Annotated in this window: 15 protein-coding genes and 1 riboswitch; of the genes, 6 read left to right on the top strand and 9 right to left on the bottom strand. The window is 59.6% G+C overall.

The genetic code is table 11. The annotated features are described in order from the left end of the window. Window positions 1–9: 9 nt before the first annotated feature. The 3 genes from CK627_RS06375 to CK627_RS06385 all read right to left on the bottom strand — a co-directional run bounded on the left by CK627_RS06375 (window position 10) and on the right by CK627_RS06385 (window position 4,670). Window positions 10–948, bottom strand: coding sequence for a SanA/YdcF family protein (locus tag CK627_RS06375; protein ID WP_095591929.1), 939 nt, complete (start codon window positions 946–948; stop codon window positions 10–12). Between the two features lie 156 nt (window positions 949–1,104). Beyond that, window positions 1,105–3,852, bottom strand: coding sequence for a collagenase (locus tag CK627_RS06380; RefSeq protein ID WP_095591930.1), 2,748 nt, complete (start codon window positions 3,850–3,852; stop codon window positions 1,105–1,107). A 494-nt stretch (window positions 3,853–4,346) separates the two neighbouring features. Continuing rightward, window positions 4,347–4,670: a YmdA family protein gene (locus CK627_RS06385; protein ID WP_167385292.1), complete on the bottom strand. Its 324-nt coding sequence runs from the start codon at window positions 4,668–4,670 to the stop codon at window positions 4,347–4,349. Window positions 4,671–4,763: 93 nt separating this feature from the next. Beyond that, window positions 4,764–4,849: riboswitch (cyclic di-GMP riboswitch) on the bottom strand. Between the two features lie 1,088 nt (window positions 4,850–5,937). On the opposite strand from CK627_RS06385, the gene CK627_RS06390 reads away from it, so the two are divergent. The 6 genes from CK627_RS06390 to CK627_RS06415 all read left to right on the top strand — a co-directional run bounded on the left by CK627_RS06390 (window position 5,938) and on the right by CK627_RS06415 (window position 11,910). Further along, entirely contained in the window at window positions 5,938–6,480 is a 543-nt protein-coding gene (locus CK627_RS06390; protein ID WP_017787419.1) for a fimbrial protein, read from the top strand. A gap of 99 nt (window positions 6,481–6,579) precedes the next feature. After that, on the top strand, window positions 6,580–6,969 hold the full coding sequence (locus CK627_RS06395) for a hypothetical protein (RefSeq protein WP_010635268.1): 390 nt from the start codon (window positions 6,580–6,582) through the stop codon (window positions 6,967–6,969). A gap of 67 nt (window positions 6,970–7,036) precedes the next feature. Further along, the gene (locus CK627_RS06400) at window positions 7,037–9,571 is read left to right on the top strand and encodes a fimbria/pilus outer membrane usher protein (RefSeq protein WP_017779285.1); all 2,535 of its coding nucleotides are present in this window, start codon (window positions 7,037–7,039) and stop codon (window positions 9,569–9,571) included. 10 nt (window positions 9,572–9,581) lie between these two features. Further along, complete coding sequence (locus CK627_RS06405; RefSeq protein WP_017785836.1) at window positions 9,582–10,313, top strand: fimbrial biogenesis chaperone; 732 nt, start codon at window positions 9,582–9,584, stop codon at window positions 10,311–10,313. A 5-nt stretch (window positions 10,314–10,318) separates the two neighbouring features. Further along, window positions 10,319–11,347: a fimbrial protein gene (locus tag CK627_RS06410; protein ID WP_005308359.1), complete on the top strand. Its 1,029-nt coding sequence runs from the start codon at window positions 10,319–10,321 to the stop codon at window positions 11,345–11,347. Window positions 11,348–11,358: 11 nt separating this feature from the next. After that, a complete protein-coding gene (locus tag CK627_RS06415) occupies window positions 11,359–11,910 on the top strand; it encodes a fimbrial protein (protein ID WP_017785834.1) in 552 nt (183 codons plus the stop codon). A 2-nt stretch (window positions 11,911–11,912) separates the two neighbouring features. Here the strand turns inward: CK627_RS06415 and CK627_RS06420 are convergent, their stop codons facing one another. The 6 genes from CK627_RS06420 to menD all read right to left on the bottom strand — a co-directional run bounded on the left by CK627_RS06420 (window position 11,913) and on the right by menD (window position 19,139). Then, window positions 11,913–13,148 (bottom strand): winged helix-turn-helix domain-containing protein, encoded by a 1,236-nt coding sequence (locus CK627_RS06420; RefSeq protein ID WP_005308366.1) that lies wholly within the window; start codon window positions 13,146–13,148, stop codon window positions 11,913–11,915. A 301-nt stretch (window positions 13,149–13,449) separates the two neighbouring features. Beyond that, window positions 13,450–14,856 (bottom strand): AMP-binding protein, encoded by a 1,407-nt coding sequence (locus CK627_RS06425; protein ID WP_095591932.1) that lies wholly within the window; start codon window positions 14,854–14,856, stop codon window positions 13,450–13,452. A 10-nt stretch (window positions 14,857–14,866) separates the two neighbouring features. Next, window positions 14,867–15,796 carry an o-succinylbenzoate synthase gene (gene menC, locus CK627_RS06430; protein WP_095591933.1) on the bottom strand — a complete coding sequence of 310 codons (930 nt, stop codon included), beginning with the start codon at window positions 15,794–15,796 and terminating at the stop codon, window positions 14,867–14,869. Then, window positions 15,796–16,656 carry a 1,4-dihydroxy-2-naphthoyl-CoA synthase gene (gene menB, locus CK627_RS06435; RefSeq protein WP_005308376.1) on the bottom strand — a complete coding sequence of 287 codons (861 nt, stop codon included), beginning with the start codon at window positions 16,654–16,656 and terminating at the stop codon, window positions 15,796–15,798. Before menB ends, menC begins: the two co-directional genes overlap by 1 nt. Beyond that, complete coding sequence (gene menH, locus CK627_RS06440) at window positions 16,649–17,419, bottom strand: 2-succinyl-6-hydroxy-2,4-cyclohexadiene-1-carboxylate synthase (RefSeq protein WP_095591934.1); 771 nt, start codon at window positions 17,417–17,419, stop codon at window positions 16,649–16,651. The genes menB and menH overlap by 8 nt, the downstream gene beginning before the upstream one ends. Then, on the bottom strand, window positions 17,409–19,139 hold the full coding sequence (gene menD / locus CK627_RS06445; RefSeq protein WP_095591935.1) for a 2-succinyl-5-enolpyruvyl-6-hydroxy-3-cyclohexene-1-carboxylic-acid synthase: 1,731 nt from the start codon (window positions 19,137–19,139) through the stop codon (window positions 17,409–17,411). The genes menH and menD overlap by 11 nt, the downstream gene beginning before the upstream one ends. Window positions 19,140–19,169: the final 30 nt, after the last annotated feature.

Raw genomic sequence — 19,169 nt, forward strand, 5'->3', positions numbered from 1 at the left:
GGGTCTCTGCTATTGAGGAGTCAGTGTGCTGCCGGTTGGCTTTGCCGCACTGGCGGCCGCCGGATTATCCACGGGCGTAGCTTCGCTCGGCACGGCTGCGCTGGTGGCCAAGGCACTGCTGGTTGCAGCCGCTGCACTGGTGGCGGTTGCCGCGCTCACGGCCGCTGCCTGCTTGGCTTTCGGCTGATGGGGGGGCGGTGCAATGGGCAGGCAGGGCTGGCTTGCCCCTATGGTGCTCAACGCCTGGCAGGGTACGGGAGCGCCGATGACGATGGGCTCTCCGAGGAACTTGGGACCCTTGTCCAGCACGTAGAGGTCGAGCAGCCCCATCAGGCGGGCGAACACCTCGCGCACCCGGGTCTTGATGCCCTGATAGGCGCTGGGATCCACGGCGTTGAAGCCGACCGCCTCGATGCCGAAATGGCGGGCGATGAAGATGGCACGCTCGTTGTGAAAGGCCTGGGAGACCACGGTGAAGTGGGCCTGACCGAACACCTCCTTGGCACGCACGATGGAGTCCAGGGTCCTAAAACCGGCGTAGTCGCTGTAGATGGCGCTGGCCGGAATGCCGGCCTGGATCAGGGCCCGCCGCATCTGGCGCGGTTCGTTGTACTGCACGGTGGCGTTGTCGCCGGAGACCAGGATGTAGTCCACCTTGCCGTTGTTGTAGAGCTCGGCGGCGGCCTTGATCCTGTATTTGAAGTAGTGGTTCGGGCTGCCGCCAATCAGGTATTTGGAGGTGCCGAGCACCAGGGCGACCCGGTTGTAGGGCACCGCGTTGACGTCGTCGTAGGTGTAGTGACGGGCGTCCGAGACGGTCCACTCGCTGTAGCCAAGCAGGGCGGCGATGGAGGCCAGCAACAGGCAGAGGCAGGCGAGCAGGATCTTGGCAAACTTCTTCATGCGCGGTGCGGTTCGGGTCTGAAGTAAGAGAAGACAGGGGGCCATTCTATTACAAGTTGTTGTGGCGCGTCAGGTTTGATGGCGGCGCAGGGTCTCACTCGGGCAGAGGTTGTCGCAGTGCGCGCCAGGATCCCGGGCTTATCAAACGGCGCCATAAACAAGGGGCGGCCATGGCCGCCCCTTGTCATACCCGTCTCGTCCTCAGTGGGAGGAGTCGTTGGCCTTGCACTCGTCGGAGTCCTTGTTGGCTTCCCACCAGGGCAGCAGCTCGCGGCCGAGCCACTGCTGGTAGGCCTCGCTGTCATTGGCAATCAGCTGGTCCAGCTCGGCTTCGAAGGCGCTCATGGCCTGCTGCTGATCCGGGTTGCGCAGGGCCTGGGCCATGGCCAGCCAGCTGGCGCCGCGACCGGTCTCGTTCAGGAAGCGGTGTACCGTGTAGGACCAGGAGTAGACCATCTCGCCACCCTTGTCGTAATCCAGGTGCAGGATGTCGGCCAGGGCCGGACGGTCGTTGGCCGGGCGGCCGGCGACGTTGTCCAGACCGCGGGCGAAGCACTGGCCGTGGGCGACGAACTCCGCCAGCCCTTCCGACCACCAGGTGGTGCGGTTGAGCGGGTAGTGGCCGAAGCTGCCGTACTGGTTGAAGCGGCCGTCCAGGTAGTGGACGTACTCGTGGCGCAGGTTCCACACCTGGAACGCAGGGCGCTTCCACTCCGCCTCGTAGGCGAAGAAGCGCGCCTGGTTGCCGGGGCGAGCCGGATCCCCTTCGAGGTAGATGCCGCCGTTGTCGGTGGAGACGCCGCCGAACAGGGCACTGCCGTAGCGTTTCCAGTCGGCGGAGGAGTTGAAGACCACCAGTTCCAGCGCCTCGTTGTGATCGTCCGCCACCGGCTGCCAGCCGGTTTCCATCTGCTGGTGGAACTGCTGCTCTTCGGCACCCAGTTCACGGCAGATCCCCTCGGCCTGATCCATGGTCAGATCCTGGGCCCGCAGGCGCAGGGTCGGTGAGCAGGTGTGCTCGAACGGCAGCACGTCCTCCACCCGGACGGGGGTGCAGAGGCCGGCGAAGTCACCGCTGATGCAGGCCTCGCTGGTGCGGTCCGTGTAGGTCAGGTAGTAGGTGGAGAGGGTCAGCGACATGTCTTCCAGCAGATCCTGGCTCTGCTGGCCACCGGGGATCAGGTCGTGGTGGCGAACCAGTGCGATGACGGAGTCATCCAGCAGCTTGCGGTAGCCGTCGAGCTCGTCCGGGCGGGTATAGCGGGCAACCCGGTAGAGACGGGTGTAGGCATCCAGCACGTTGTTGAGCAGGAACAGATCGGCGCCATCCCTTCCTTGCCACAACGCGAGTTCGCTCATGCCGAGGGCGTGCAGCTGCTTGCGTAGCTCGCCATCCTGCTGGCGGAAGTCATTGGCGAAGGGGTCGCTGTAGTCGCTGGCGAAGTCGAGGAAGTTGAGCAAATCGAACAGGCCGGTTGCCCAGGCGTGCTGACCGTTGATCTCGCTGGCATGGCGGGTGCTGTAGGCCAGCATCTGGTTGAACTCGCCGAGCAGGGTACCAAAGCGGCCCTGCACTGCCGGGCTCTTGAACTGGCCGTGCAGGGCGATGCTCCAGGCACCCATGACGGCACCAACCTCGTCGCTGGCCTGCTCCGGGAAGAGCAGCGGATGGGCGCCCAGCGCCGTCAATGCCTCGGCCAGCGCCTCGGCGGCGGCCGGGCCGTCTTCCTTGTGCTTGCCGTAGTTGTGGTAGTTGTGGGCGCGCACGTATTCCAGCAGCAGCTTCATGGCCGGATGGGCCGGCTGATTGGCCGCCAGCAGGCTCTGGATGCCGCGCGACACGGCCAGCAGCTTGGTGTCATCGTGACCATAGTTCTCCCGCCAGACCGGCGCAGGCTGGCCACTGGCATCCTGCACTATCTTGGCCGCTTCGGCGTCCAGCAGCTCGGTGCCCGGCAGATCCGGCTCGGAGCAGGCGCGGCCGTCGGCACGGCGACAGTCGAGTTGCTCTTCCTTGCTGGCCAGCACGATGGGGCGGTTGAGTACCCGGCTCTCCTGCCACTCGGTTGTTTCCGGCAGGGTCTGCCATTCGCTGCCCCCCACCGGGTATTGATAGCCGGTGTCCTTCAAGACCACCTGCACTTCGCTGCCGGCGGGCAGGGTCTGACGGCACACCCGGTAGCTGATGGTCTTGTCCCCTTCCTGACGGGTCTGGGGTTCATCGCACTCCTGCTGGGTCTTGATCTCGTCCAGCAACCAGGTGTACTGGCGCCAGACGTGCAGCTCGCTCACCTGCTTGGCGGCCTGGCTGCCCGCGATGGGCTGCAGGCGGAAGAAGATCTGCTCGAGGCGGCCATCCCGTTCATTGGGGGTCTCTTCCAGCACCTTCAATTGCTGCCAGTTTTGCGGCTGGTACTGCCATGCCTGCTCGGCGCAGCGACCTTCGGCGTTGAGCTCGCAGCGATCCAGCTCCTGCTCGCTATGACCCAGGATGACCCGCTCCGCCAGCGGCAGACGATCCTGACGCGGCGCGGTCGGGGTGCCTGCCAGCGGCTCCCAGCGGCCCTGCTTCATGCCGTAGCCATAGTCATAGCTGCTGGCCGGGACGGCCTTGCCGGCCGGCACCACCTCTTCACAGCTGAGGTAGCGGATCTGCCAGCCCTGTTCGATCTTGAGCTGCGGCTCGCCGCACTGCTGTTCTGCCAGCGCAGCCAGGTTGGCTTCGCTCCAGTCGAAGCGACGATACACCCTCAGCTGTTGATAGGGGGCGTCGGTGCTGCGGGCGCTCAGCTCGTAGGTCACTTCGGTGAGCTGATCCCCCAGCTGACGGCTGGATTCACCTTTGAGTTGATACTGTTGCCAGTCGGAGGGGGAGTAGTTGGCCAGCGCCGAAGTGGCAAGCAGGCCCGGTGCTGCCAGCAGCAGCAACCTGGTACCCAGATTGTTCATTTTTATCCCTTTGCTTGATTGTCTGCGTGATTGACGCGTGCAATCTATTCAGCTCCAAAAGGATATCAACCCACCAATCAGGCCATATAAATCATTTATTTAGATTGAATCAAAACAAAGTGAGCCCCATTGGGGGCCTGGTTGATAGCAAGGACTCATCTGCCATCTGGGGGGGATCTCAGTCTGAGGCTGGCAACTGTGATCAAAGTCTCGTTTGAGATGTGCTGGTCATGTGGCGTCGCGACAATGCGAAGCCGGCAAACCCGCAGAAAAAGCGCTGACTTGTCTGAGCAGAAAGTTGGGGGCGTAGTGAGAAGGCAGTTGGCTGCGCTCGGTATGGACGCAGAAAAAAATAGGAGGAAAAGTGATGGGGAGTCGCGGGCAGGCGTTATCAGCCGCTGCCTGAGTATGGCAGTGGGTGCTCACCCTTCACGGTGCGAGCAGATCCGCCCGAGGCAATGAACAACCTCGGGCGGGTGACGGAAGTGACGGGCTCAGAGGTAGCTGACGGTCACTATGGCCATGTTGCTGCTGCCGGCAGACAGCTTGTACTGCATGGTGCTGCTGATGGTATTGAGGCTGCCGGCTTGCTGCAGGCTGGCCAGATCCATGGTCTGACGCTGGGTGCCCGAGTAGCAGGTCACGCTGTTGTCGGCGAAGTCACAGGGGGCTTCGTAGATGGTACCGGTGAAGGTGACGCTGCCATCGTAGGCGGAGGCAGTAGCTGGCAACAAAGTGGCACCCAGCAGCATGGCTGCGGCGGCAGAAGAGGCAAAACGGATGGCGCTGTTGCGAACGGAAGCGGTGGAAGTGTTCATTTTTATGTCCTTTTCGTCACATGTCGTTGTACGAAAAGGGCAACGCAATCAAAGAGAATGACACAGATACAGCTGATGACATCGCTCTTCTCAGATGGCAGCTCCGCTGTCTTAGGTTATGAACCCTTAGACCGGTGGCTTTGCGTCCCGACCTTTCGATCGGTTTGCCCTTTACTCTATGTCTAGATGATAACATCGCACTTTGAGAAATCAATCACCATAAAAAAGTGTGAGGTATCGGTCACAAATAGTTTTTTATTCTCCGCGGCTCAGGATAAACGGCTGGTTTTCCTTAATGTTTTTTTTGAATGAATATCCTGAAAAATTCATTCTTATCTCCCTTGCCATTATGGATAACGGGCGAGCTCAGTAGTTCTATGTCGATCACAAATATGGTTCAGCATGACCTTGGGAGTGAACAAGGGGATAATAAAAGGAAGCTTGTTGGTGTTTCCCTTCACAAGCGGAACCTAGTTAGAATGATTACCTGATTACCTGATTACCTGATTACCTGATTACCTGATTACCTGATTACCTGATTACCTGATTACCTGATTACCTGATTACCTGATTACCTGATTACCTGATTACCTGATTACCTGATTACCTGATTACCTGATTACCTGATTACCTGATTACCTGATTACCTGATTACCTGATTACCTGATTACCTGATTACCTGATTACCTGATTACCTGATTACCTGATTGCCTGAGCTGTTTTATGTATGAGGTCAGGGGTATTCAAGAAACAAAGAACGTGACCTGGAATTATTTTATTGTTGTGTTTTTGTTAATTGCTGTTAAGCGGTTGAAGTTGTCTGATTTAAAATAATCCAATCCGTGTTTGCTATATGAACGATATTTATTTTACGGCATTCATAAATGTGTCGTCATGGCTGTAAGTGATTGTTTTTTAAGTGTTTATAAAAGAATTTATAAAAATCAAAATGTATTTGATGTGCATCATATGAGTCGTTAATTTGTTCATCAAGCAAAAGCGGAGCACGGCTTTCTGCACAGACGACAGGGATGTATGTAGTTGTGCAGTTGAGGTGTAGCGGGAACTGCTCCTTATGCGGTGAGCTGCTTTTGCTTATTTAGATAAACCATAAAGGCACAGCAAGTTATTGATGCCGCCTCTCACCGGCTTAATGAGAGAACAGGCACCGGCATGCTGTGCAGTATATCGCGGCATCACTGAAGATCGTGACTCCAGCATGATTGGAGTGATGCAGTACAACACACGTTAATGTAGGTATAAACGAATGAAAGCTAACAAAATTCTGGTTGCTATGGGTGTTGGTTCCATGCTGCTGTGCGGCACCGCTTTTGCTGCCGGTGGCGCTGGTTCAGGCAAAGTCACCTTCAACGGTGAAATCATCAACGCTCCTTGCTCCGTTGCTCCTGAGTCTGTTGACCAGGTAGTTGAAATGGGTCAGATCAGCACCAAAGAGCTGGCCAACGGTGGCGAGTCCAACTCCAAGCCGTTCAGCATCAAGCTGCTGAACTGTGAAATCTCCGACACCGAAGATGCCGTCAAGGTTACCTTCAGCGGTGCCAAAGACCCGGTAGATTCCAGCCTGCTGGTTATCGGTGGTGGTGACGCCGCTGGTGCCGGTATCAAGATGACCGCTCCGGGTGGTGCCGCTATCGTACTGGGTACCCCGACTGCCGCCTTCGGCCTGGTCAACGGTGACAACGAGCTGCCCTTCAGTGCCGTGCTGAAAGGTTATGCCGATCAGACCGCCAACCCGCTGAAAGCCGGCGCTTTCACTGCAGTGACCAACTTTACTCTCTCCTACGAGTAATCGACTGCCTTAACGTGTGACCAGGGTTGTGGTGGCTGATGCCACCACAACTTCACACCTTCTGTCTCCTCACATCGAACCTTGATCATGAAAACTTCAATGATGGCAGCCATGGTGCTGCAGCTGGTGATGATGGCGGGATCAGTCCACGCCAACGAGATTTCGGATGGGCTGGCCGAGTCGGGCTGTACGCTGGACGTGCAGCGCAGCATTCCTTTGCAGGCCAGGCAACCGGGCACGTTGAAAATCAGCGGCTGTCAGGTTGAAGGAGCAGCAGAGGCATCACTGCCTTTTATTTCCATGTCCGTGCGCGGTGCCATGAGCGATGAGCTTGGCATTCTCAACAACGGCCAATATCACAAGGTGTCCGGCGAGAGCTTTATTATTTCGGATATCGTCAACAGTGATCTGGAATTCAATTTGGGTCTGACCAGCAGTCAACTGTTTTTTCCTGACAGTACGACGCTGTTTGAACTCAATTATATGTAAGCAAGCCAATTGCTTAGTGTAGATACCTCATTACGTGAGACCGTTATGCAATTCCTAGAGTAAATATATGAGCGTTTCAACATCAGACTCTGTGAGAAAAAAACATTATTCCAAAATGGCTTTTATGCTGTGCGTGCCCGGCCTGATGGCGGTGGCGAATCATGCATGGGCAGAGACGGAGTTTAATATTGATGCGCTCGATCTGGACGAACGGACCAAGATTGACCTCTCCCAGTTTGCCGACGAAGGCTACATCCTGCCCGGCGACTACTACCTCGAGATCGAGGTCAACAAGAACAAGCTGCCCCTGCAGAAAATCCCCTTCTACGAGACCGATACCGGCAAGGGGAAGGGCGGGGTGGCCTGCCTGCCGCAAGAGGTGATCCCCAAGCTGGCTCTGACCGACGAGGCCATCGCCAAGATCGACAGCTGGCACGACGGTCAGTGTGCCAACCTGCTGGCGCTGGACGGCGTGGTGATCGCCAACGACATCGGCAACGGCCTGCTGCGCATCGCCGTGCCCCAGGCGTGGATGAAGTACAGCGATCCCAACTGGATTCCGCCCGAGCAGTGGGATGAAGGGATCCCGGGGATGATGCTGGACTACAACATCAACGCCCAGATCAACGAGGGCGATGGCTACTCCAACCGTAACATCAGCAGCTACGGCACCCTGGGGTTCAACTACGGTGCCTGGCGCCTGCGCGGCGACTATCAGGCCAATGCCTACTGGGGCGACAACGATCGGACCACTTCCGAGCTGAACCGCATCTACGCCTATCGTCCGCTGCCGAACATGGCCGCCAAGCTGACGGTGGGCGAGCAGCAGCTCAACTCCCAGCTGATCGACGGTTTTCGCTATACCGGCGTCAACCTGGCCAACGATGAGCGCATGCTGCCGCCGAGCCTGCAGGGCTATGCGCCGGAAGTGAGCGGCATCGCCAAGACCAATGCCAAGGTGACCATCTCCCAGTCTGGCCGCATCCTCTATGAGACCAACGTACCGGCCGGTCCGTTTCGCATCCAGGGGCTGGACAGCTCGGTGCGCGGCCGTCTCGATGTGCGGGTGGAAGAGCAGGATGGCAGCGTCAACTCGTTCCAGGTCGACACGGCGACCGTGCCCTATCTGACCCGTCCCGGCTATGTCAGATACAACCTGGCGGTCGGCGCCCCTTCCGAACAGACGGACTCGGTGCATGACGTGCACGGCCCTGCCTTCGTCACCGGTGATTTCTCCTGGGGGGTGGCAAACTCCTGGTCGCTCTATGGCGGCAGTCTGGTTGCGGGTGAATACAACTCCATGGGGCTGGGTATCGGTCGCGATCTCTATGCCTTCGGTGCCATTTCCGCCGACCTGACCCAATCCATTTCCAAGCTGCCCGGCCTGTCGACCAAGATTGGCCAGTCGGTGCGGGTGAACTACGCCAAGCAGTTCGATGAATACAACAGCTCGATCACCTTCGCCGGCTATCGCTTCTCCCAGCATGACTTCATGACCATGTCGCAGTTCCTCAATAACAAGGATCGGCTGGAGAAGAACGAGAACACCTCGAGCGATGACTACAACAACTGGGGTGACAAGGAGCTCTACACCATCACCGCCAACAAGACCTTCTGGGCGGACGATGCGGCCAAGGCGCTGACCGTCTACCTGGACTACACCCACAGAACCTATTGGGAACATGACGCCGAGGATCGCTACGGCCTCACCATCAACAAGAACGTGAACATCGGCAGCTTCAAGGATGTCTCCGTCTATGTGTCGGCCTACAAGACCAAGACCGAGAACTACGAGGATGACAAGAGCGTCATGCTGACCCTGAGCATGCCGATCGGGGACAGAAAGAGCGCGGGATACAGCGTGCAGTCCTCCAACGGCAAGGTGACCCACCTGGCCACCTATCAGGACTACAGCCGGCCGGATGATACCTATCAGCTGGGGGCGGGCGTGCAGAGCAATGGTCACGCCGTGGCGCGGGGTTACTACAACCACAACAGCGACATCGGGGCGGTCAGCCTCAATGCCTACAGCGTGCAGAGCGAGTACACCTCGGTCGGTGCCAGCCTGCGCGGCGGCCTGACGGCGACCGAGCACGGGGCGGCCCTGCATCAGGCGACCCGTCGTGGCGGCACCCGCATGATGGTGGATACCGACAAGACCTCCGGCGTCTCCTTCAACAACGGCCGCGCCGTGACCAACCGCTTTGGCGTCGCGGTGATCAGCGACATGACCGACTATCGCAAGAGCGACACCCGGGTCGACGTGGATCAGCTGAGCGACGACATCGATGCGATGAACGCCATCAAGCAGGGGACCCTGACCGAGGGGGCAATTGGGTATAATGCCTTCGAAATCGCCGAAGGATTCAAGCTGCTGGCCAACGTCAAGCTGTCCGATGGCTCGGTGCCGCCGTTTGGTGCCACCGTCGTCAGGGACTCCGGCCGGGTGCTCTCGGTGGTGGATGAAGATGGCCTGGTCTATCTGACCGGGGTGAAACCGAATGAAGCGTTTGAACTCTCCTGGGGCGGCGCCCGCCAGTGCAAGATAGTGGCACCGCAACAAGTAACCGATCTGTCGATGAAGACTCTCACTTGCAAGTAATGGGATACCGATGAAAAAGCTGCTCTCTTATACCTGTCTGGCCGTGCTGGGCATGACTTCGCTCAACGTCAGCGCTGCCATCGTGCTGGACCGTACTCGCGCCGTCTATCCGGGTGGTGCCAAGTCCATCAGCCTCAACATCAAGAACGAGAACCAGAAGCTGCCCTATCTGGCGCAGTCCTGGATTGAAGATGCCCAGGGGCAGAAGATCTCTTCACCCTTCGTGGTGCTGCCGCCGGTACAGCGGGTGGATGCCAACCAGAAGTCCATCGTGCGCATCGCCAGCGTGCCGGCCATCGACAGCCTGCCCAAGGATCGCGAGTCGATCTACTACTTCAACCTGCGCGAGATCCCGCCCAAGAGCGAGAAGAGCAACGTGATGCAGATTGCCGTGCAGTCCAAGATCAAGCTGTTCTACCGCCCCGAGGCCATTTTGCCCGAGCGCGGCGCCATCTGGCAGGATCAGGTGCTGATCACCAAGCAGGGCAAGGCCCTGCAGGTGAACAACCCCACCCCTTACTACATCACCTACGTGGGTCTCGGCCATCCGCAGGGCAAGGGGAGAACCGCCATCAAGGGCTTCTCCGCCTTTATGGTGGCACCCAAGTCCGAGCAGACGGTCAACATCCCGGAAGCGCTGGGCAATGAATTTGTGATCAGCTACGTCAATGACTACGGCGGATATATGGATATCAAATACCAGTGCACAGGCAATGCCTGTAAAGCCGTGAAGAGCGAGTAAGGCCTATGCTACGTTCCATCTTCTGTTCAAGCCTTATGCTGTTTGCAGGAACGGCATTGGCAAATGGCTATGTGACGCCCAACCCAACCCATGATTACTATATATCGTTGGATAAGGCTGATATTCAAAACAAACCTGGTTTTACTACCAAGGCGTTTGAGTGGAACTTGGGGGGGCAATATTCGGGTATCGTTACCTGCCCGGATAGAAGCATTCCACAATCTCCAGTGTATTATAAGGCGACCATGACGGATGGCTTGCCTCAAGCCGGTGACGGTTTTGTAAAACTAAATGACTTTCTGGATATGAAGGTCGAAATTTGGATAGCAGGTTGGAAGAAAAAGTTTGTTACGGCCCCATTTCCGAATGAAAGTAATGATTACCCAAATTACTCTTGTACTAAAGGAAAAGAGACAAGAATAAATAATTTCGAAAGTGGTAGCCGTGGGCGAGTAACCTTCCGTGTAAGAAAACAAATAATTAATGGTGTGCAAATATCGGATCGTCAAGTCGTAGAGATGTATGGCCGCCTAGGGTCTACCACTACAGATTTCAATAATTTGCCAATGTCTCGAATTACGATTACATCTGCAATTTTATATGTGCCGGAAGAATGCGTGATTAACGGTGGGCAGACTATTGAAGTGGAATTTGGTGATTTGCCAGGCTCGGGATTGGATGGGAACAATTTTGAAAAGACGGTCCCTCTGACATTTCAATGTCGCGGTGGTGTTTTCGAAGGGGATGCCTTGAAGATCAATCTTGGTATTTCTGGAAAACCAACCTCTTTCAACCAAGACTATCTGCGGACAACTCGGGATGGCTATCAGGGTGGAAATGTCATTTCCGATTTGGGCATAAAGTTCAAGCAGCTGGATGGTTCTCAGCTGAATTTGAATACATTTTATCCGGTTTCCATGCAAGGAAACATTGGTGACTGGGGCTTTATTGCCGCGCCGATAACACCGGTAGGCGCTGATATTCCTGCGGGTGACTTCTACGCCACCGCCACCATAGTTGCCGAATTTCAGTGAGGAGTTGTCATATGTTGCGGACATTGTGGATAGGCCTGGCGCTGTGCCCGCTGTTGGCGGTAACGGCAGCTCCCCGTGCCAGCAATGATCTGGAGTTGCTTGGCAACACGGTCCACCTCCATGGCCGGATCATCGATCAGCCGTGCGAGATTGCTCCCGAATCCATCGAGCAGGAGGTCGAGATGGGGGTGGTCGACGTGAAGGAGCTCTATGCCAACGGGGCCGGGGTCCAGGTGCCTTTCTCCATCCGGCTGACCAACTGCAAGCCGGGGATCTTTCGCATGGCCAAGGTGACCTTTACCGGCTCGCAGGATCCCCAGCTCAGCGGCGGGTTGGCGTTTACCGCCGGGATGGCCAAGGGCGCCGGGATCCGCCTCTATGACGTGACCCAGTCACCGCTGGATCTGGGCACCCCCTCCCGCGGTTATCTGCTGGGCGGTGCGGCAGACAATGAGCTGCAGTTCTTTGCCAGGGTGGAAGCGCATCCGGACGCGCTGGCTGCCAAGACCATCCAGCCCGGGGATTATTCCGCCGTGGCCAACTTTATCGTTGCCTATGAATAAGGTCAGAAGTCATTGCGCTGAATGACCTTTGAATTACCCAGACTGGGCCAGTTGATGACGCCGCCCAGATAACTGGAGAGGTAAATGCCCCCCGGCAACTGCACAAACTGTGCTTTCTGTTTAGGGGGGGTCAAGGCGGCCACCAGGGTTGCCACCATGCCGTTATTGGTCAGTGCCTTTTGATCGATGTAATTGACGATGGTATTTTTTACCTCTACCGAAATATCGCCATCATCCCGCTCCAGATCCCCGACGGAATCCAGATTGAACAGCGTCTGACCCTGGCTGTCGGTAGCTATAATGGTTGCCACGACTATTTCTCGGCTCAGCGTAACAATGAACTTGTTTTTTCTTGTCAGCTCAACCCAGTTGTCCGGCGCCTGGCAATTGCTGTGATATCGAACTGTGGTGTCGGTATTGTTGTAATAGTTGTGGGAAACATTCTTTCCCTGCTGAGCCATGGTGGAAATAACGCATTGCACCTCTTCGGCAAGCGGATGACCATTGCGCAATAAAAAGACATTTTCTGACAGCTGGCGACTGTTGTTGTCGATGGAAAAATAGCTGATGGCTTCTTTTCCGACCAGCAGGGATACCTGTTCATCATCCTTGCGCGAAATTTTCTGGACCAACGGTGAGAGCGCATCGATCTTTACCTTCAATGCTTGCTCGGTATCACTGGTCATATAAAGAGAAACATGGCCAAGATTGATGGTGCGCAGCGTATTGGCCGTGGCATAGTGATATATGCTGATGACCAGCGCGGTCAGCGATACCAGCAAGAGTGCAACCAGCAAAATACGCTGCGGGCTGAAATAGCGATCATATTTACGGCGGGTATATTGCCGTCTGACCTGGGGCACATTGGCGGTTGCGACCGTCTGAATTTCTTCATTCGGCACTGCCTCCTCGGTCTCTCCGGCCACTTCAATGGGGGCGCAGAAGATATATCCCACCCGCGGGATAGTATCGATCGCATCCATCAAACCGAATGATTCCAGCTTTCGTCTCAACGAGAGGATCTGCCGGTTCAGGTTGGTGTCGGTATTGTCCTGGTTCGGCCACAAGGCATCCTGCAGCTTGCTTCTGGCAATGACAGTACCTGCCTCATCACACAGCATCTCGAGCAGCTCGGCTTCCTTGTTGCTGAGCTTGATGTCCTTGTCTCCTTTCGAGAGTCGGAATATTGCAGCGGAGAAAAAGATATCCTCTGCAATTTTATAATTTTTGTTACTCATGTGTGACTCGTCTTACTGCCAAGGAGAGCATTTTACCACCATGCAGTCTTTGTTCAAATAATGGGAAATTAGCAATATCTTTAACTATCAACTAGTTACCTTTGCGTTTAAATGCATGGCGGGGAATATGGTACTACAGGCGGCTCGTTCAGTTCAAAAAACACGCAAAAAGAGGGTCGTGTATGTAATCGTTCTCACTTCCCCCTGCCTGTGAGGGGCATTTTGACGCCCCCAGCATTTTCTTTCGAATAAAGTGTGTATTTGGATGGCTCCACCATGTCTGAAATTGTCGCATGGCTGATCATTGTTCCTGCAGCATGCGTTGATATTGCCTGCGCTGCGGCTTGAGTTGCCCCCCGAGATCGGGCCAGGGATGCCACTGGTCCGGCACCATGAAGCCGGGCAGGGTCTGCCGGATCCAGGTCGCCAGCTCGGTATAAGATAGTGGCTCGCCATGCCAGTCGATAAAAGCTGCCGGCCTCTGCCCCCACTCGTCGCTCGGTACCGGCACCACCAGTGCCTGTGCCACGGCGGGGTGGTCTACCAGCCGCTGCTCTATGGTTTCGGGCTGGATGTTCTCGCCACCCGAGATGAAGAGGTTGTCGAGCCGCCCTTCCACCACCAGTTCGCCATCCGCGGTGAAATGCCCCTTGTCGCGGGTGTGGAACCAGCCGTCCTCATCGAGCGGCCGCGCCAGCCCCCCTTCCTTGAAATAGCCAGCAAACAGCGTCTCGCCGCGCACGCAGATCTCCCCCTGGCGGATGCAGACCTCCCGCCCCGGCAGCGCCTTGCCCACCACGCCGGCGGCGGCCGGCCTGCCGGTGCAGACCTGGCTGCCGATCTCGGAGAGGCCGTAACTCACCTTGGGCACCAGCCCCATGGCGGTGAGCCTGTGCACCAGCGGCTGGGGGATGGCGGCGCCGCCGAGCAGCAGCTCGCGCAATCGGGTGCGAGCGGGATCGAAGCCCTGCGCCAGCAGTCGCCAGAGCTGGGTCGGCACCAGGGATAGATGGGTGATGGGTTGCTGCTCGAGCCGCTCCCTGAGCGGGCGGCTGCGATCGTCCAGCACCAGGGCTGCGCCCGCCAGAAAGACCCGGAACAGGATGGCGTAGCCGCCGACATGAAACAGCGGCAGGGAGAGCAGCCAGCCGCACTCGGCATCGAGCGGGATCTGGCTGGTGGAGCCTCGCGCCGAGGCCAGGTGGTTGGCCAGCCGGTGCACCACCGCCTTGGGGGGGCCGCTGGAACCCGAGGTGAGGATCATGTTGTTGAGGCAGGCAGGATCCAGCATGCAGTCGCCTTCGTCCGCCGCCAGCTCACGGGTGAAGTCGAGCCGTAGCGGTTGCCAGCTGCCGGCCGGGATCTCGCTCGCCGACCAGCAGGCCCTGACGTCGAGCAGGGTCGCCAGCTCCGTTTGCCGGGTCAGCGGAAAGGCGGGGTTGAGCGGGCAGAAGACGATGGCGCTGCGCACGCAGGCCCAGGCCAGCAGCACATCTTCCAGCGCACCGCGTACCACGGCGGCGAGGCGATCTCCCGGTTGCAGGCCGGCCATGGCCAGCTGCTGGCACAGGCTGTTGAGCCTGGCGTCCAGTTGCCGGTAGGTGAGCTGGACTGTGGCGTGAATGGCGATGCGAGCGGGAGCGGATCGCGCCCAGTGACGCACCGGGCAGGGTTCGGGATGGGAGTGATGGTCAGACAAGGGTGGCATGCAGGCACCTTCAATCGTGGTGAAACAGGGGCTCCAGCAGGCTTGGATCGGGTTTGCCGGCGGCGTCCAGCAGATCGGCGGCCAGCCAGCGCCGGGTATCCAGGCCGGGGGCCTGCTCCGGTGCCCATTCGCCGGCCAGATGGAACAGCTGGTTCAGACCGACGCCGGATTCGAAACAGGAAGAGACGATGACCTTGAGGCGCAACTCGTGGGCCCGGGCTACCAGCGCCTCGCAATGGGCCAGCGAGCCGAGCAGGGTCGGCTTGAGCACCAGGGCGCGCAGCTGGGGAATGGGTTCCCACGGCTTGCCCTGGGCCAGCAGCTCGTCGATGGCTACCGGCATGCTGGTGCGATTGGCCACGAAGGCGATGTCGGCAAAGTCGGCGCAGGGGTCTTCCAGATATTCGATCCGGTTTGGATCCAGATGACCGCAGAAGGCCCAGGCCTCCTCGCGGGTCCAGCCCTGGTTGGCGTCCAGCACCAGCTTGAGGGTGGGAATGCGGTCGCACAGCAGGCGGATCAGCGCCAGCTCGTCGCGCATGGGGTAACGGGCCACCTTCAGCTTGGCCTTGTTCGGGGTCTTGTGCAGCCAGTTCTTCCAGTTCTTCAGCAGCTCCTGGGGGGAGCCCTGAATAAGGGGATAGGGTTCGGGCAGCGGGGCTGTCTGGGCAGGCCAGCAGCGGCGGGCACAGTCCAGCCCGAATTGCACCGAAGGGAGCTGCGGGGCTATCTCCTGCCCCGCCGCCAGCCGTTCCAGACAGACGATGGCCTCGGCTTGCGCCTCGGCCAGGCTCTCGCGGGAGAAGCCTGGCAGGGGGGCTATCTCCCCCCAGCCGTCGTCAACGCGGACCAGCAGGCCCTCTCGCGCCACCTCCACCTTGCCGTGAAAGGTCAGGGGCTGGGTAAAAGGCAGTTGGTAGCGATAGAGAGCGAGTGTCATCAGGGATTCCGCTTGTATTTGGAGAAGTCGGGACGGCGTTTCTCGTTGAACGCGTTGCGCCCTTCCTGACCCTCTTCGGTCATGTAGAACAGCATGGTGGCATTCCCCGCCAGCTCCTGCAAGCCGGCCTGGCCGTCGCAGTCGGCGTTGAGGGCGGCCTTCAGGCAGCGCAGCGCCATCGGGCTGTTCTGCAGCATCTCGCGGCACCAGCGCACGGTTTCACGCTCCAGTTCTGCCAGCGGCACGACGGTATTGACCAGCCCCATGTCGAGGGCTTGCTTGGCATCGTACATGCGGCAGAGGAACCAGATCTCGCGGGCCTTCTTCTGGCCGACGATGCGGGCCATGTAGGAGGCACCCCAGCCGCCGTCGAAGGAGCCCACTTTCGGGCCGGTCTGGCCAAACTGGGCGTTGTCGGCGGCGATGGTCAGATCGCACATCATGTGCAGCACGTGGCCGCCACCGACCGCATAGCCGGCCACCATGGCAACGACCGGTTTCGGGCAGGTGCGGATGTCGCGCTGGAAGTCGAGCACGTTGAGGTGATGGGTGCCCTCGTCATCGCGGTAGCCACCGTAGTCGCCACGGATCTTCTGGTCGCCACCGGCGCAGAAGGCTTTTTCGCCGAAGCCGGTCAGGATGATGGTGCCGACCTGATCGTCGTAGCGGGCATCGGCCAGCGCCTGCAGCATCTCTTTGACGGTGCGGGGGCGGAAGGCGTTGCGCACCTGGGGGCGGTTGATGGTGATCTTGGCAATGCCATCGCCGGACTTGTGATAGAGGATGTCCTCGTAACCGGCGGAGCAATCACGCCACTCGACGGGGGCATAGAGTTCCGCTTCAGTCATTGCTTCAATCATGACGCTTCTCTTCTTGTTGTTGGTTGACCCACTCCGCGAGGAGCCGGGCAAAGGCCTCAGGCTGGTGGGCATGCAGGTTGTGGCCGCCATCCAGCTCCAAGTGGTTGATTTTGCTCTGCTGACTCGCCATGAGGCAAGCCAGCTGATGGAATTTGTGATCCCGCTTGCCGCTCACCCAGGTGACCGGCAGCGTGCCTTGCGCCAGCCAGGGGGCCAGGTTCGGCTGCTTGCCAAGGGAGGTGGCGCGCAGCATGGCGGCCACGGCCTTGCCGTCGTTGCCAAGGCGGCGGGCTATCTGGTGGACGCGGGCAGCGTCGTCCAGATCGGCGAACACCCCCTGCCGATACCAGTCCGCCAGCACGCTGGCCAGGGGCTCTTGCTCGAAGCGCCGGGCCCAGCTTTCGTCGTGGGTCAGGCGCGCAGCGCGCTCTTCGGCGGGCAGGCCGGGGTGACAGTTCTCCAGCAGCAGGGCCTGCAGCCCCACCGGCGTCTGGCTGGCGTGATAGAGGGCGAGCCGCCCCCCCAGCGAATAGCCCACCAGTTGGTAGCGACCGATGCCGCGCGCGGCCAGCTCGTCGCACAGCCAGCGATGGGCCTGCTCGAACCCTGCTACCCGCACAGCCTGGTTGCTGCCGTGGCCCGGCAGATCCAGCGCCAGGCTGGGGAGGTCGGCCAGGGCTGCCTGCACGGGTTGCCAGTCGTTGGCATCGCCGAGCAGGCCGTGCAGCAGCACCAGCGTCGGCTGGTCGGCACTAGCTGCCACGGATCGCGCTTCCCAGTGCCTTCAGATCCTCGGCGACTTCGCTGCTGGGGACCTTGATTTCAATCAGCGTTACCCCCTTTTCCAGCGCGGCGGCGTAGTCCCGCTCAAAGTCGGCGAGGGTGGCCGGCGCCCGGTAGTGGAGGCCGAACATGGCGGCGGCGTGTTCGAAGTGCAGGCCGTGGGGCAGGCAGTAGTAGGTCTCCAGCAGCGCATCCTGGGTCGGCACCGGCAGCATGCGAAAGATGCTGCCGCCGTCGTTGTTGAGCAGGATCACCACCAGCGGCCGGCTCGCCTTGCCAAGCAGCGCCAGGCTGTTGAGATCGTGCAGGGCGCTGAGATCGCCGAGCAGCAAGGTGGTGGGCTCGTCACTGCCTGGTTCGACCGATTGTGCGAAGCCGTAAGCGGTGGCGATGAGGCCGTCGATGCCGGAGGCGCCGCGGTTGGTCATCACCCGGCTGGGGCCCTTGCCCGCTTCGCCGAGCATGTCCATCAGCCGGGCCGGCATGCTGTTGCCAACGAACAGCTGGCCCCTGATCAGCTGGTTCAGGCGATGGCACACCCCGAGCTCGGAGAAGCGCTCGCAGGCGCTGCGCACCTGCTGGCTGACGGACTGCTGGCGCTCCGCCAGCCGGTGCCAGGGCAGGTGCGAATGCGCCACCGGATGGGCGGCGGCAAAGGCGTCGGGTTCGCACAGCAGGCGGCGGCGCAGCCGGTAGTCCGGGTCGAGTCGGGCCGGCTGCGGATCCACCAGCCAGTAATCCTGCCAGGAGTGCTGCTTGATGAACTGACCGAGCCGCTTGGAGATGAGACGGGCGCCAAATTGCAGCAGCACCTCGGCGCGGGCCAGTTCGGCCACGAAGCCGCTGTGTTGCAGGGCGAGATCGGCGTGCACCAGGTTGCGGCCATCGAAGCGCAGCTGGCTCTGCAGGTCTGCCAGCAGGGGCCAGCCGAGCCGCTCGGCCAGGGCGGCGACTGCCTTGGCCTGGGTGGGATCCTGAATGCGGCCGGCGACGATGAGGCCGCGCTTGCCCTGCAGCTCGTCCCAGTCTGGCTGACACGGGCAGGGGGCCTGCGCCAGTTGCCAGGGGCTCCAGGGCTCGGACGAGCGGATCCAGTCGCCGAGGGGGGCCAGGTAGGCGGAGAAATCCAGGTACTCATCGCCCGGATAGAGGGGCTCCGGGTACATGCAGTTGAAGTGCACCGGCCCCGGCGTGCGTGCCTGCTGGGCCAGCGCCTGATCCACCGAGCTCAGCACGAAGGCGGCCGGGATGGTGGCGGTGGGGCTCGGCAGGTTCTGCTGATAGACGGGGTAGCGGCCGAAGATCCCCTGCTGGTCGATGGCCTGGTTGGCCCCGTTGTCAATGAGCTCGGGCGGCCGGTCGGCCGAGAGAATGATGAGCGGCACGCCGGTGAGCTGGGCCTCGGCCACCGCCGGCCAGAGGTTGGCCACCGCGGTGCCCGAGGTCATGATCACCGCCACCGGGCGGCCGCTGCCCTTGGCCAGCCCCAGCGCCATGAAGCCGAGGCCGCGCTCGTCAAAGTGCAGATGGCGGCGAAAGCCGGGGTGCGCGGCAGCCGCCATGGTGAGCGGTGCCGAGCGGGAGCCGGAGGCCAGCGCGATATCGCGCACGCCGAGGCGAAAGAGCTCCTCCAGCAAGAGGGAAGACCAGACGTGGTTGAAGGTGGCATGGTGACTGGCGAACGCTTGGCTGGCAGACATGAGGCTCTCGTGGTGAGGAGTCGATGAGAA

Origin of the sequence: Aeromonas dhakensis (genome assembly GCF_002285935.1) — a bacterium.
GTDB classification, from domain to species: domain Bacteria; phylum Pseudomonadota; class Gammaproteobacteria; order Enterobacterales; family Aeromonadaceae; genus Aeromonas; species Aeromonas dhakensis.